Source organism: Aureibaculum luteum (genome assembly GCF_003449015.1).
Classification (GTDB): Bacteria; Bacteroidota; Bacteroidia; order Flavobacteriales; family Flavobacteriaceae; genus Aureibaculum; species Aureibaculum luteum.
On the sequence record NZ_QRGD01000008.1, the window covers coordinates 128,572 to 142,579 of the forward strand.

Annotated in this window: 15 protein-coding genes; 10 read left to right on the top strand and 5 right to left on the bottom strand. The window is 30.0% G+C overall.

The features are described from left to right. The first annotated feature begins 69 nt into the window (after positions 1–69). The 5 genes from D3P13_RS17095 (at position 70) to D3P13_RS17115 (ending at position 6,276) form a co-directional block, all read left to right on the top strand. Positions 70–1,968 carry a peptidylprolyl isomerase gene (locus D3P13_RS17095; protein ID WP_117884095.1) on the top strand — a complete coding sequence of 633 codons (1,899 nt, stop codon included), beginning with the start codon at positions 70–72 and terminating at the stop codon, positions 1,966–1,968. Between the two features lies 1 nt (position 1,969). Continuing rightward, positions 1,970–2,809 (top strand): peptidyl-prolyl cis-trans isomerase, encoded by an 840-nt coding sequence (locus D3P13_RS17100; protein WP_117884096.1) that lies wholly within the window; start codon positions 1,970–1,972, stop codon positions 2,807–2,809. A gap of 1 nt (position 2,810) precedes the next feature. Beyond that, positions 2,811–4,184 carry a peptidylprolyl isomerase gene (locus D3P13_RS17105; protein ID WP_198680057.1) on the top strand — a complete coding sequence of 458 codons (1,374 nt, stop codon included), beginning with the start codon at positions 2,811–2,813 and terminating at the stop codon, positions 4,182–4,184. 54 nt (positions 4,185–4,238) lie between these two features. Then, entirely contained in the window at positions 4,239–5,192 is a 954-nt protein-coding gene (locus D3P13_RS17110; protein ID WP_117884098.1) for an AAA family ATPase, read from the top strand. Positions 5,193–5,391: 199 nt separating this feature from the next. Next, on the top strand, positions 5,392–6,276 hold the full coding sequence (locus tag D3P13_RS17115) for a DUF6268 family outer membrane beta-barrel protein (protein WP_117884099.1): 885 nt from the start codon (positions 5,392–5,394) through the stop codon (positions 6,274–6,276). A 179-nt stretch (positions 6,277–6,455) separates the two neighbouring features. Here D3P13_RS17115 and D3P13_RS17120 read toward each other — a convergent pair whose 3' ends face one another. From D3P13_RS17120 to D3P13_RS17140, 5 genes are all read right to left on the bottom strand, one after another. Then, positions 6,456–6,959 carry a DinB family protein gene (locus D3P13_RS17120; protein WP_117884100.1) on the bottom strand — a complete coding sequence of 168 codons (504 nt, stop codon included), beginning with the start codon at positions 6,957–6,959 and terminating at the stop codon, positions 6,456–6,458. Between the two features lie 179 nt (positions 6,960–7,138). After that, entirely contained in the window at positions 7,139–7,684 is a 546-nt protein-coding gene (locus D3P13_RS17125; protein ID WP_117884101.1) for a YceI family protein, read from the bottom strand. 46 nt (positions 7,685–7,730) lie between these two features. After that, positions 7,731–8,198 carry an OB-fold protein gene (locus tag D3P13_RS17130; RefSeq protein ID WP_117884102.1) on the bottom strand — a complete coding sequence of 156 codons (468 nt, stop codon included), beginning with the start codon at positions 8,196–8,198 and terminating at the stop codon, positions 7,731–7,733. Between the two features lie 75 nt (positions 8,199–8,273). Continuing rightward, positions 8,274–8,552 carry a hypothetical protein gene (locus tag D3P13_RS17135; protein ID WP_157972949.1) on the bottom strand — a complete coding sequence of 93 codons (279 nt, stop codon included), beginning with the start codon at positions 8,550–8,552 and terminating at the stop codon, positions 8,274–8,276. A 14-nt stretch (positions 8,553–8,566) separates the two neighbouring features. Next, a complete protein-coding gene (locus tag D3P13_RS17140; RefSeq protein WP_117884104.1) occupies positions 8,567–9,148 on the bottom strand; it encodes a sigma-70 family RNA polymerase sigma factor in 582 nt (193 codons plus the stop codon). A gap of 331 nt (positions 9,149–9,479) precedes the next feature. Here D3P13_RS17140 and D3P13_RS17145 point away from each other — a divergent pair, with 331 nt between their 5' ends. The 5 genes from D3P13_RS17145 to D3P13_RS17165 all read left to right on the top strand — a co-directional run bounded on the left by D3P13_RS17145 (position 9,480) and on the right by D3P13_RS17165 (position 13,886). After that, positions 9,480–9,761, top strand: coding sequence for a DUF427 domain-containing protein (locus tag D3P13_RS17145; RefSeq protein WP_117884105.1), 282 nt, complete (start codon positions 9,480–9,482; stop codon positions 9,759–9,761). Positions 9,762–9,840: 79 nt separating this feature from the next. Then, entirely contained in the window at positions 9,841–10,350 is a 510-nt protein-coding gene (locus D3P13_RS17150; protein WP_117884106.1) for a peptide-methionine (S)-S-oxide reductase, read from the top strand. A gap of 30 nt (positions 10,351–10,380) precedes the next feature. Then, complete coding sequence (gene egtB / locus D3P13_RS17155) at positions 10,381–11,541, top strand: ergothioneine biosynthesis protein EgtB (RefSeq protein WP_394336475.1); 1,161 nt, start codon at positions 10,381–10,383, stop codon at positions 11,539–11,541. Positions 11,542–11,581: 40 nt separating this feature from the next. After that, on the top strand, positions 11,582–12,949 hold the full coding sequence (locus tag D3P13_RS17160; RefSeq protein WP_117884107.1) for a mercuric reductase: 1,368 nt from the start codon (positions 11,582–11,584) through the stop codon (positions 12,947–12,949). Next, positions 12,942–13,886 carry an L-histidine N(alpha)-methyltransferase gene (locus tag D3P13_RS17165; protein WP_117884108.1) on the top strand — a complete coding sequence of 315 codons (945 nt, stop codon included), beginning with the start codon at positions 12,942–12,944 and terminating at the stop codon, positions 13,884–13,886. The genes D3P13_RS17160 and D3P13_RS17165 overlap by 8 nt, the downstream gene beginning before the upstream one ends. Positions 13,887–14,008: the final 122 nt, after the last annotated feature.

Sequence of the window (14,008 nt, forward strand, 5' to 3'; positions counted from 1 at the left end):
GGATTATATATAAATATAAAATATTTTTGGGCGTTCTAAACGATCGGAATTTACAACATTAAACTTTTTATGAATTTAAAGAACCTATTGATTTGTCTTTTCTTTGTAAACTATTTTTACATTGGGGCACAAACCAAAAAAGATATACTATTTGCTGTTGCAAATGAACCTGTTTATAAGGATGAGTTTACGCGAGTTTTTAATAAAAACAGAGATATCGTTGCAGAGGAAAATAAAAAATCTGTCGAAGAATATTTAGATTTATATGTTAACTATAAGCTGAAATTAAAACAAGCTTATGACCTTAAGTATGATACGGTTGCATCATTTAAAAAGGAGTTAAATTCTTATCGAGAGCAATTAATTATTCCTTACTTAACAGATAGTAAAATTACAGAAGCATTAGTGCAAGAGGCATTTGAAAGAAGTCAGTTAGAAATTAATGCCAGTCATATTTTGGTTGGAGTACCTAAAAAGGCTTCACCTGCTGACACTTTAAAAGCATATAAGAAAATAATTGAAGCGAGGTTAAAAGTTGTAAACGGGCAACCTTTTGAGGAAGTAGCTAAGGAGTATTCTGAAGATCCATCAGCTCAACAAAATGGTGGTAATTTAGGGTTTTTCACTGTTTTTGATATGGTATATGACTTTGAAAATGCTGCTTATAATACAGAGGTAAATAAGGTTTCAATGCCGTTTCGAACCCAATTTGGATATCATATTGTTAAAGTAAATAATAAAAGAGAATCTAAAGGCGAAGTTGAAGTAGCTCATATTATGATAAAGGAAAACCCTACAGATTCACTATATGCCAAAACTAAAATTGAAGAGGTATATGCTAAAGTGAAGCAAGGAAGTCCGTTCCATTTTTTAGCGAACTTACATTCGGACGATAAAACATCAGCTTTAAACGGAGGAGCACTGCCAAAATTTAGTGCCAATAGAATGATAAAGTCATTTTCTGATGTGGCGTTTTCTATAAAAGAAGTTAATGATGTTTCCAAACCGTTTAAAACCGTTTATGGATGGCACATTGTAAAATTAATAAAGAAACATCCCATAACAGATTTAGAAAGTAGAAGAGCGGAGTTGGTTCAGAAAATTGAAAAGAACGAACGTTCTCAAAGAGCAGGAAAGTCAGTGGTAAAAAAACTAATGAATTCTTATACTATAAATAAAGATGAAGAATTACAACTGCTGTTCTTAAAAAATAATACGCTTGAGCTCAATAAAAAGTTAGATCAGGATCTTTTTACAATTAATGGGGATACGATCAAAGTATCTGAATTAGTAGCTTATAGTAATGGGAAAAATACAAATCAGAAAGAGATTTATAATAGTTTTGTAGAATTAAAAGTACTTGATTATTTCAAGGCCAATTTAGAAAAAACAGAAGCGGATTTCGCTATTACAATGCAAGAGTATAAAGATGGTTTATTACTTTTTGAGCTTTTGCAAGACAAAGTGTGGAAGAAAGCAGAAAAAGATACGGTTGCGTTACAACAGTATTTTAATGAACATTCAAGCAAATATATTTTAAAGAAAAGAGGAGATGTTATTTTAGCATCATGTACCGTAAAAGAAAAAGCTGATGTTGTTCAAAGTATGCTTGAGTCTGGAAAAAGTCTAGATGAGATAAAAGCAGCGGTAAATGAAAACCCTTTAATACATGTTATTTTTACAAAAGGAATTTTAGAAGAAAATCACAAAAAATTCCCAAAGAACTTTTCTTTAGATTCTATTGGAGTTTCTGATGTCTATGAAGAAAATACGAATAACTTTGTGGTTGTTAAAACGATAAAGATTTTACCATCAGAACCTATGCAATTTAAGAAGGCTCGTGGTTTGGTAATCAATGATTTTCAAGAACAGTTAGAAAAGGATTGGATTGTAGAATTAAAAAAACAATATCCAGTAAAAGTTAATAAAAAGCTTTTAAAAAAAATGATTAAACAAAAACAAAATTAATTTGAATTATAGGATCATATACATAGTAGTAGCCTTAGCCATTTTTTCGTGTAAACGATCTGAAAATGAAGGGAAACCTGTAGCTAAAGTCTATGAAAATGTTTTATATGAAAAAGATCTTAATGAACTGCTGCCTGATAATATTTCAAAAGAAGATAGTTTGATTTTTGTAAAAAATTATATAAATAAGTGGGCCAGAGAACAATTATTGGTTCAAAAAGCTAAAATTAATCTACACGAAGAGAAAGAGCACATTAATACATTGGTAAATCAATATCATCAAGATTTATTGATAAACAAATATAAAGAAGCAGTAGTTAAACAAGAATTAGATACACTAGTTACTGAAGAGGATATTGAAAGGTTTTATGGAGATAATACGGAGATTTTTAAATTGAATGAAGCTCTTGTTAAATTTAGGTATATCTTTTTTGATGAAAAAATTAATAATGCAAAGGAGTTTATTTCTTTATTTAAAGATGATAAACATGATTCTGATATTAAAATTATGAAACAAGAACTACAGTTAAAATCTCATAATTTAAATGATTCTATTTGGATAAAATATGATGATGTTTTAAAGAATGCCTCTTTCTTAAAAAGTTATGATAAAAATGATTTTTTAAAGAAAAATAAATTTATTCATAAAGAAGATTCAATAGGGGTTTATCTAGTTGAAATTAAAGATGTATTATTGCGGAATGATACAGCTCCAATGAGTTATGCCATACCTACCATAAAACAAATGTTATTGCACAAGCGGAAGCTTGAGTTATTAAAGAAAATTGAAGAAACATTAACTGAAGATGCTATTAAAAATAAAGAATTTCAAATATATTAATATGTTAAAAAAGTTTATAGTACTTATATTATTAGGATTTACGTTTACAACGCAAGCACAAGATTCTACTCAAACTCAAAAAAGAGTAAAATTAGATGGTGTTGCTACTGTTGTTGGAAAAAACATTGTATTAGAATCTGAAATTGCTGCGTATAAATTAGAATTTGAACAGCAAAGTGAAGGTAAAGTAGATATATCTGACTGTGAAATGCTAGAGCAAATTATGGAAAGAAAACTATTATCTCATCATGCCGTAATTGACAGTGTTGTCGTTACTGAAGCTGAGATAAATACTAATGTAGAGCAAAAAATCGCTTATTTCTTACAACAATTAGGCTCCGAAGAAAAAGTCTATTCGTTTTATGGATTTAATGATATGGCTGATCTTAGAAAGGAGTTTAATGAAGTTGAGAAAGAAGGTTTAATGGTTAAAAAAATGCAACTTCAATTAACAGAAGAAGTAGATGTTACCCCAGAAGAGGTTCGGAATTACTATAAAAGTTTAGAAGACGAAAATAATTTACCTGAAATTGGTGCAGAAATTGAATTACAACAAATTGTAATGTATGCAGAGCCATCTAAAGAGGAAGTAGAAAGAGTAATTGATAAACTTAAGGAAATTAAAAAGGACGTTGAAAATGGTAGTAATTTTAAAATGAAAGCTATATTGTTTTCAGAAGATCCTGGTGTAACTGAAAATAGTGGATTGTATACCATTACGAGAGAAAGTCAATTTGTAACAGAATTTAAAGAAGCGGCCTTTAGTTTAGATGAAGGTGAAATGTCTGAGCCTTTTAAATCTGATTATGGGTATCATATTTTACAAGTTGAAAAGGTAAAGGGGAAACAACGTGATGCCAGACACTTATTAATGCAACCAGAAGTTACTGATGAGCAGAAAGAAAAAGTAAAAGATTCTTTAGAAAATGTTAGAATAAACATCTTAAAATTAAAGATATCTTATGATGATGCAGTTGTAAAGTATTCTGAAGAAAAAGAAACAAAAGCGAATAAGGGGTTATTAATGAATCCTGAAACGAATGACTCTAAGTTCGATTTAACAAGAATGGATCCTACGCTATATGCACGTGTTAGCACCTTAAAGAAAGGAGAAGTAACTGATGTGTTTTTAGATAGAACTAGAGAAGGAAAAGAAATGTATAAAATAATCTTAATGAAATCTAGAACGGATGCACATACGGCTGATTTAGTTAAGGATTATGTGAAAATACAAGGCCTAGCTTTACAAAAGAAAAAAGAAGAAACTATATCTAAATGGACTAAAGATAAAATAGGAGATACTTATATTAAAATAAATAAAGACTATAGCAATTGTGATTTTAAAAACAATTGGAAAAAAGAAAGTACTCAATAGTCAGTGAACTCGTAATTCATTAGTAGTATACATTAATTCATTAAATAGTTGTCAATGTCTGACGTAGCAGCAGTCGAAAATTTAGTAATAAAGTATAAAGAACTTCAACAAGAGGTTGGTAAAATTATTATTGGCCAACACGATGCAATAGACCATGTATTGCTTTCTGTTTTATGTGGAGGTCACTCTTTACTTATTGGAGTCCCAGGCTTAGCTAAAACTTTATTGGTAAATACTATTTCACAAACTTTAGGTTTAGATTTTAAGCGGATTCAATTTACGCCAGATTTAATGCCTTCTGATATTATTGGTAGTGAGATACTAGATGAGAATAGACATTTTAAATTTATAAAAGGACCGATATTTTCTAATATCGTCTTAGCTGATGAAATTAATAGAACTCCACCTAAGACACAAGCTGCTTTATTAGAAGCAATGCAAGAAAAGTCAGTTACTGTAGCAGGACATCAATATAAATTAGATGCTCCGTTTTTTGTATTGGCAACGCAAAATCCGATTGAACAAGAAGGGACCTATCCATTACCTGAAGCACAACTGGATCGATTTATGTTTTCTATATTTTTGGATTATCCTACCTATCAAGAAGAGGTGGATATTGTTAAAAGTACAACAAACGATGAGGTTAAAGTAATTAACCCTATTTTCTCTGCTCAAGAAATATTGGATTTACAACATTTAATAAGACGTATTCCTGTTGCGGATAATGTAATTGAATATGCCGTAAGTTTGGTTTCTAAAACAAGACCTAATTCTACAAAAGCAGCACAAATTGTAAATGATTATATAGATTGGGGAGCTGGTCCAAGAGCCTCACAAAACTTAATAATTGCAGCGAAAGGGTATGCTGCTATTCATGGTAAATTCTCTCCAGATATTGAAGATGTACAAGCGGTTGCAGAAGCTATTTTACGCCATAGAATCGTGAAAAATTATAAGGCAGAAGCAGAAGGTATTACAGAAGAACAAATTATAAAGGAGTTGTTTTAACTGCTTTCATAATTTGTTATTGCCAGTACTATAATTAATAATCAGATTTCTTAAGTTATAAAATTGGATTAAGGCTAATCAGTTATTGGTTTCTTAAGGAACTATGTATTTACTATATTTAATAGTATGTTAAAAAAATATAATTTCTACTTTTCGAAACATAATAAACCTTGTAAAATAGCTACTTTAGAAATTACATATGAGACAAAATTTATTTAAAATTGTAATCATTTTTTTAATGGGTACAATGCTTTGCTCAGCACAATTGTCTAACCTTGCTAAAATAGATTATACAAGACTACCAATAGGTAATTCAGATGTAGGTTACGACCGCTTTAGAGGTTTGTTCAATTATCCCATAAAACTAAATGAGGATAGTTTTTTATTGGTAGGGCTGGACTACAGTAAAATTGAATTGTCTTTTGATAAACGTGTTACCAATTTTGATATCGATGCCATTGAGGACTTTCAATTACTAGACCTAAACCTAGGTTATACCTACAAGATGAATGATAATTGGCGTGTTGGAGTCCGCTTATCAACGGGTTATAGCTCGAATTTGGTAAAGAAATTAACCTTTGAAGATGCGGTGTTCTCAGGTGATTTAGTTTTTATTAATGACAAAAGAAAGGATAGTACAGTGTCTAAACCTTATCGGTTGATTCTCGGTGTATCCTATTCAGAAAATAGGGGAATTCCCTTTCCACTTCCATTTATTAGTTATTATCGAAAATTTCATCCCAAGTGGTCTTATAATTTAGGGGTTCCTAAATCAAATTTGCAATACCATCTGTCTGAAAAATCTAGAGTTAAATTGGTCGCCGAATTGGACGGGTTTACAGCCAATATTCAAGATGGACTTTTAGTGAATGATGAAGATATCGCAAGTAAGGCAAACATGTCCATTATCATTGCTGGTTTTAGATATGAATACAAAATTACCAAACATCTGGAACTCTATGCAAACCTCGCCAATATCATTAGTAGTAGTGCCAAATTAAAAGACAAAAAACATAATACGGTAACTACGGTCAATAAGAACAACTTTTACTATTTTAAAACTGGAATACGTTTTAAAATTTAAAAGGATACTAAAGAACAATAAATAAAAGAACAAACGGTACTATATATCTTACTAATGAACTGGTTATTAATAAGAAATAAAATTCTAATAAAAAGAAACGCGAGAAATAAAAGTTCATCTTCAAAACGTTTTTGTTGCTAATAAAGTTGTATTCACCCAACATTCCAATAATCGAAATGTTACTTTCCACATTGTTTTCTGTATCTTAATGTTGCTGGTGCCAATCCAAAAGTGTCTTCTATTAAGAATATGCTATTTAGTTCTAATAAACCAACTTTAATTAATGCTTGATGATGTATACTATGTTCTAAACAATATGCTAATTCTCTTAAAAGAGAAGTCTGTATTTTTATTTGTTTTCCTTCTACAGCACAAAAATCGCCTTCAAGAATGAGCAACTTATCAGAATTAATTGTTTTTAAACCAGTATTTATATTATCAATTATTTGAATTGCATAGTGTGTGTCTGTTTCAATTAAAGGATTTCTCTTACGGCTGTCATAGTTAATTGTATTCGTTTTTATACCCGATAGAACACATTGGTAAAACTCTAAAATATGTCTTACATGTTGCCCAATAGTGGCTCCAAATAACGTGTTGGAAGGAAAGTTATATTGCTCATTTGTTAATTGTTGCAATACCTTTTTTATTTCGTTTAAATTTTCTTGACAAAAAATTTTCATACTTCAATTTATAGAAAGTTTCAAATTGGATTTGATACCTATATTTTAATGAAAGACAGCAAAAATAAATGCACTGACACATTACTTAAATTAATAGAAAAATACCAGTGAAAATAATACTCACTGGTATTTACTAGAAAGGTCGCTATGCATCCTTTCTAAAAACTCAAAATCAAAAACTAAAAATTTGCTTCAACAGTTACTTCTACGGTTTTAGCAATATTTGTTGAAGGTTTTCCTTTTTTGAAAGCCACTTCATAATCTGCCAACGTAAGGTTGAATTTAGAAGTAAGATTAATTTTTTCTCCTTCTATCTTAAAAGTTACTTTTTCTTTTATTGGTTTTGTAACCCCGTTTATGGTTAAATCACCTTCCACATTTGCAGTATAAGAACCATCAGTGTTAAATTTAACATTACCAAGATTAATAATTTTTGCTTTTAGTTTTGCCTTAGGATTGGCTTTTGTATTTAAAAACTTTTTACTATTGAAATGTTCTTGCATTAAGGCTTTTTCAAATTCAAAACTTTGCATTGGTACTGAAAATACAAGATCTCCTGTACTTGTGTCTAATGTACTTACAGCTTTGTAATTGTTCGCTTCAATATCCTCTGCGGGTGTCGTAGAGAAAAATTTCATGTGCGTCTTTGAACTTACTTGTTTTTGAGCAAATGAACTTACTGTAATTGCTACTAATGCTACGATTGTTAAGAATGATTTTTTCATTTATTTTAAAATTTAATTATTATTGTTATACTTTTTATATACTTGTCTATTTAGAAATAATATCACACTTTTCTAATATTACGTTTTCATACATATCTAAATCAGCATCAAATGCGGCCCCAGATCGAATCACACCTTTTACGGTTATTTTGTCACCTGTTTTAATGTTTAATGTATGTTCGTTTGTGTCTTGTGTAAAAGTGCAGCTTACACCGGCTTTATCCGTTGCAGATTTTAAAAGGATTACTTTTTGATTATTGAAGTCTTCAGAGATTTTAGCAACAAGACCTTCTATTTCTAAAACTTTAGAATTGCCTTCTTCGTCTAAATATTTATTGTTTGCTTTATTTGAATCCGTAAGGTATTCATTTACGATTTCACTTGCCTGATAACTGAAATCTGTTTTTGTGTTTTGTACATCTCTTTGTGGCTTAAAAAACATCATGGCTCCAATAATGCCAATGATTATAATCACGATACCGAGACCTATTACTATTTTTTTTGTGATACTCATTTTATTATCTATTTTTTGGTTTACAAAAGAATAGACTCTGAGTTTTAATTTCCTGACAAAAAATATTAAAAATTATTATTTTTTTAGTTTTTCAAGAATTTTAGATTTGCTATCATCGGAAAGTTTCGCCTTATTATGTGGAGTGTTATGGTTAAATAATTTACCAATAGCATTGTCTAAAAATTTTGAACGATGTGCATATGCATTACATGTATTACACATAGACTTGTGGAGTTGTAATTGTGCTTTTTCTGTTAAAGATAATTTAGAAATAGCCTCTTTATCTATTAACTCAGTTGTTTTTTTACAAGAGTTAATTAATTTATTCATTATTTTTTGTAGTATCTTTTTCATTACATTACTTCTTTTCAGACCCAATTTGTTTCTAAACATTCTTTTAGTAAAAGTTTAGCTCTATGCACGATCTGCCAATAATTCGACACGGTAATCCCCAAATCCTGACAAATTTCTTTCGCCTTTTTATCTGTTAAATACTTTGAAGTGATAGCGGTTTTCCATTTTTCTGGTAAATTATCAATACAAGCAGCCATTACGCCATTAAATTCTGGGTTGTCTAATAATTCCTCTTCTTGATCCCAAATAGGGTCTATTTCTCTTGTTTTCCAGCCATTAGTTTCATTAAATAAATTATCAGATAATTGAAACCCTGCCTTTTCGGATAGTTTAAATTCGTGCTTTTTAATTTTCGCGTTTTTACGATAAAAATCGATGATTTTATTATTCAAAATAGAAAATAACCATGTTTTGGGTTGGCTTTTTCCTTTAAAACTATCTATTTTATGAAAAGCAGACACAAAGGTATCTTGAACTAAATCTTCTGCTGTTTCTTTAGAAGAAGTCTTGTATAATGCCCATGAATAAAGAGCATCACTAAACTGATTGACCCAGTTTTCAAATACAATTGTAGTATTACCTTTTTTAACTTCCATGAAAATTTAAGTCCGTAATTATAATAAATCAAATATACTATTTTAAAACCTTTCAAAAATTTGTATTATAAACCTATATATCTGAAATAATGTGAGAATACATTATTGCAAATTGGTGACTGAAAATAAACTAAATTATGTTTATTAAATATAAATAGTTATTTTTAAAAGATTCAATACTATTTATTATTAAATGAAATAGTTGGAGTATGCGTTTATAAAGCAATTATTAAGTAAAACGGAATGCTTTATAAACCAAAGGTAAAAGTCTAAATAAGTTTTCTATAATTGATTAATAGAAGGCAGTTTAAAATTAAAATCTATACATAATATGAAAGCAATATTTAATAATAGTATTATAGCTGAGAGTAATAACACTATAGAAGTAGAAGGCAACCACTACTTTCCATTAGAGAGTTTGAATATTCAATATTTTAAAGAAAGTTCACATGAAAGTACATGTCCTTGGAAAGGTCTAGCATCCTATTACGACATAGAGGTTAACGGTAAAGTATCGAAGGATGCTGGTTGGTATTACAAAACCCCTTCGGAAGCGGCAAAACAAATAAAAAATCACGTAGCCTTCTGGAAAGATGTAACAGTATCAAGTTAATAGGTTAGTATTAGGCTTATTTATTAGACAAATAGTACTTAATTATAAAATTGAATTTAGTAACGCTCATGGCTTAAATTTGAATAGTTTACATAAAATAGGATTTGGAGGAGGTTGTCATTGGTGTACAGAAGCTGTGTTTCAATATTTAAAAGGTGTAGTAAAAGTAGAGCAGGGGTGGATTGCTTCTAATGGGGATAACAACTCATTTTCAGAAGCTGTTATTGTTCATTTTGATAATGAAATTTCATTGAATGTTCTCACGGAAATTCATTTACATACCCATAAGAGTACAGTTTACCATAGCAGGGGTGATAAATATAGATCTGCAATTTATACTTTTTCTACGGCCCAATATGAAGAGAGTGAAACAATACTAAGAAATTTACAAACGAGATTTGAAAGTAAAATTATTACAAAAATAGTGCCCTTTATTGCGTTTAAGGCATCAAGAGTACAAATTCAAAATTACTATATAACAAATCCAGAAAAACCTTTTTGCAAAACCTTTATAAATCCTAAATTAAAATTATTGTTGGATAAATTTTCAGATTATGTAAAAAGTGAAAATATGCAATTGGCAGATTAACATAAAAACGATCAATAAATATAAATTTTAATTCCTTTGAAAATAGCAATACTAAATACGTTTAATGAGATCCGAAAACGAACAGAAAACATATGTAAACCTTTGGTGATAGAAGATTATTCTGTTCAGCCCATTATTGATGTGTCGCCACCAAAATGGCATTTGGCTCATTCTACTTGGTTTTTTGAACAATTTGTACTCAAGAAGTTTAAAAAAAATTATCCTGTTTATGATGATGATTTTGCCTACTTATTTAATAGTTACTACAACAATGCAGGTGAACGCGTTTTACGTCCTAATCGAGGATTGATGACACGGCCAACGGTGAGTGAGGTTTATGAGTATCGTCAATATGTTACGAAGCATATAAATGAATTGTTAAAAGAGAATCAATCAGATGAACTTTTAGAATTGATTGAAATTGGAATTAATCATGAGCAACAACACCAAGAATTATTGGTGTATGATATCAAATATATTTTAGGAAATCAACCTACTTTTCCTAAATATGATGGTGATATTTTTCTTCAAGAAGAAAAACAAGTACAAAAATTCATTCCTTTTAAAGAAGGTGTTTATGAGATTGGGTATAAAGGTGATGACTTTTGTTTTGATAATGAGTTAGGTGTACATAAAGTGTATGTGCAGCCTTTTGAAATTTCAAATAAATTGGTGACTAATAAAGAATACCTCGAGTTTATGGAAGCTGGAGGTTATCAGGATTTTAATTTGTGGCATGCTGAAGGGTGGGATTTTATTCAGAAAAATAATTTAAAAGCACCTTTATATTGGCATTTCACTAAAGGAGGTTGGAAATATTATCAATTTAATGGATTGGAAGATATTAACCCTAATCTACCTGTAATGCATATTAGTTATTATGAAGCATATGCATTTGCAGAATGGAAAAAAATGCGTTTACCAACTGAATTTGAATGGGAAATAGCAGCTGACCAATTAAATTACGGACAACTTTGGGAGTGGACCGCAAGTGCTTACCAACCGTATCCAAATTTCACTAAAGCAGATGGAGCTTTAGGTGAGTACAACGGAAAATTTATGGTGAATTTACAAGTATTACGAGGAGCCTCCATAGCAACACCAAAAAACCACAGTAGAAAGACGTATAGAAACTTTTTTCATTCTAGCTTACAATGGATGTTCTCTGGTATTAGGCTCGGCTCACGTTAAGCTATTTCAGCTTTAAAATGGCACAACATAAATATAAAATATGAAACAAAAATTTGATAGTATCATTATAGGCTCAGGTCAAGCGGGTACACCATTGCTATTTTCATTAGCATCAAAAGGTAAGAAAGTAGCATTTATAGAAAAAACACATGTTGGAGGTACCTGTTTAAATGTAGGTTGTACCCCAACTAAAACCTATGTGGCTAGTGCCCGAAGAATGTGGGATATTAAACATAGTAATGATGTTGGTGTAGATTTTGAAGGCTCTTTTAGAGCCAATATGAATGCCATAAAGGATAGAAAAGATGCCTTAATTGCAAAGTCAGTACAAGGTATACATAGTGCCATTGAAAATAATAAACATATTCATTTCTTTAAAGGGGAAGCTCATTTTGTCTCAGATAATGTAGTAAGCGTAAATGATGAAATTTTAACGGCTGATGAAATTTTTATTAATGTAGGTGGACGAGCATTTGTACCTGATGAATATAAAGATATTCCGCATTTAACCAATGTCTCTATTTTAAACTTAAAAGAGCTTCCAAAGCACCTTATTATTGTTGGTGGAAGTTATATAGGATTGGAATTTGGACAAATATTTAAGCGTTTTGGAAGTAAAGTAACTATTATAGAACGAGGTGAGCGTATAATAAGTAGAGAAGATATTGCTATTAGCGATGAAATTCTAAAGTTTTTAAAAGCTGATGGTATAGAATTTGTTTTAAATGCAAAAAAAATAACACCCTCCTATAATGGGAATCAAGTTTCTTTAAAGATAAATGATGATGTTGAAGTTTCAGGATCTCATTTGTTATTAGCCATTGGTAGAAAGCCTAATACTGACATTGTAAAGATAGAAAATACAACTATTTCAGTAAATGAAAGAGGTTTTATAAATGTAAACGACTATTGCGAAACTAATGTGAAAGGCATTTTCGCATTAGGAGATTGTAACGGAAAAGGAGCATTTACACATACGGCATATAATGATTATCAAATTGTTGAAAATTATTTATTTGCTGATAAGAGCAGAAAAATCTCTGATAGAATATCTACATATGGATTATTTGTAGATCCACCATTAGGTCGTTGTGGAATGACAAAAGCAGAAGCACTTTCTAAAGGAATAAATGTATTAGAAGGCAAACGTGAAATGTCTAGAATTGCCAGGGCCAAAGAAAAAGCAGAAACGTATGGTTTTATGAGTATTTTGGTAGACGCGGATACCGATCAAATTATTGGTGCTAGTGTTTTAGGTACAGGCGGAGATGAAATTGTTACTAGTATTTTAAATGTGATGTACGCTAAAAAATCCTATAAATTAATAAGAGATTCTGTGGTTTTACATCCTACCATTTCGGAATTAATACCAACCACTTTAGAAAAACTAAAAGCGATACATGAATAATACATTTGCAAAAGACGTTGTTGCAGGTTTGTCTGCAAAAGAAAAACATTTATCTTCTAAATATTTTTATGATGATATAGGTAGTCGCATATTCCAAGAAATTATGGAGATGCAAGAGTATTATTTAACAGATTGTGAGTTTGAAATTCTATCGCTACAAGCCAAACAAATAATTGATGCGGTTAATTTTAAGCAGACTTTCAATATCGTAGAATTAGGTGCTGGTGACGGATTAAAGACTTTTAAATTATTGGAATTCTTGGTACATAATCATATAGATTTTCATTATGTACCCATTGATATTTCTCAAGGTGCTATGGATTTGTTGACGGCAGATTTAAAAAAGAGACTTCCAAAACTATCTATTCATCCGAGGGTTGGTGATTACTTCGAGGTGTTGTCAAAAGAAAATGTTCAAACTAACATTCCGAGTTTGTTATTATTTTTAGGAAGTAATATTGGTAATTATACGGAGGAAGAGACCCTAAATCTTTTAAAATTATTTAATGAAAATATGAAAAAGGGAGATGCCCTTTTACTTGGAGTAGATTTAAAGAAAAATCCAATAATTATACAAAATGCATATTTAGATAAACATGGAATTACCAAACGCTTCAATATTAATTTGTTGAAACGAATTAATAGAGAGTTTGATGGTGATTTTAAAATTGACGATTTCGATTTTTATTGTCATTATAATCCATTAAATGGTGAAGTACGTAGCTATATTGTAAGTCTATGTAATCAGAAAGTACTACTTAAAAAGTTAAACGAGCGTTTTAATTTTGCTTATGATGAATTGATATGGACAGAATTATCTAAAAAATATAGTTTAGATGAATTAGACCATCTCGCAGAACAAAGTGGATTTAGAATTAATAAGCACTTTTTAGATAGCAAACACTATTTTACAGATTCATTAATGATTAAATCATAACTTTTAAAATTCACAAAATGTGAGTCATGAAAAATTTATGATACTAGAACTTAATTTTAAGTAGAGCCTCCAAATTACAAATAGGGCATCAAACGATTATTGACTCAATATAAACAAATATA

Coding starts and splice junctions, on each gene's coding strand:
- D3P13_RS17110 (WP_117884098.1), top strand. CDS start 4,239: ATGTCTGACGTAGCAGCAGTCGAAAATTTAGTAATAAAGTATAAAGAA.
- D3P13_RS17125 (WP_117884101.1), bottom strand. CDS start 7,684: ATGAAAAAATCATTCTTAACAATCGTAGCATTAGTAGCAATTACAGTA.
- D3P13_RS17130 (WP_117884102.1), bottom strand. CDS start 8,198: ATGAGTATCACAAAAAAAATAGTAATAGGTCTCGGTATCGTGATTATA.
- D3P13_RS17140 (WP_117884104.1), bottom strand. CDS start 9,148: ATGGAAGTTAAAAAAGGTAATACTACAATTGTATTTGAAAACTGGGTC.
- D3P13_RS17105 (WP_198680057.1), top strand. CDS start 2,811: ATGTTAAAAAAGTTTATAGTACTTATATTATTAGGATTTACGTTTACA.
- D3P13_RS17145 (WP_117884105.1), top strand. CDS start 9,480: ATGAAAGCAATATTTAATAATAGTATTATAGCTGAGAGTAATAACACT.
- D3P13_RS17095 (WP_117884095.1), top strand. CDS start 70: ATGAATTTAAAGAACCTATTGATTTGTCTTTTCTTTGTAAACTATTTT.
- D3P13_RS17120 (WP_117884100.1), bottom strand. CDS start 6,959: ATGAAAATTTTTTGTCAAGAAAATTTAAACGAAATAAAAAAGGTATTG.
- D3P13_RS17165 (WP_117884108.1), top strand. CDS start 12,942: ATGAATAATACATTTGCAAAAGACGTTGTTGCAGGTTTGTCTGCAAAA.
- D3P13_RS17115 (WP_117884099.1), top strand. CDS start 5,392: ATGAGACAAAATTTATTTAAAATTGTAATCATTTTTTTAATGGGTACA.
- D3P13_RS17135 (WP_157972949.1), bottom strand. CDS start 8,552: ATGAAAAAGATACTACAAAAAATAATGAATAAATTAATTAACTCTTGT.
- D3P13_RS17160 (WP_117884107.1), top strand. CDS start 11,582: ATGAAACAAAAATTTGATAGTATCATTATAGGCTCAGGTCAAGCGGGT.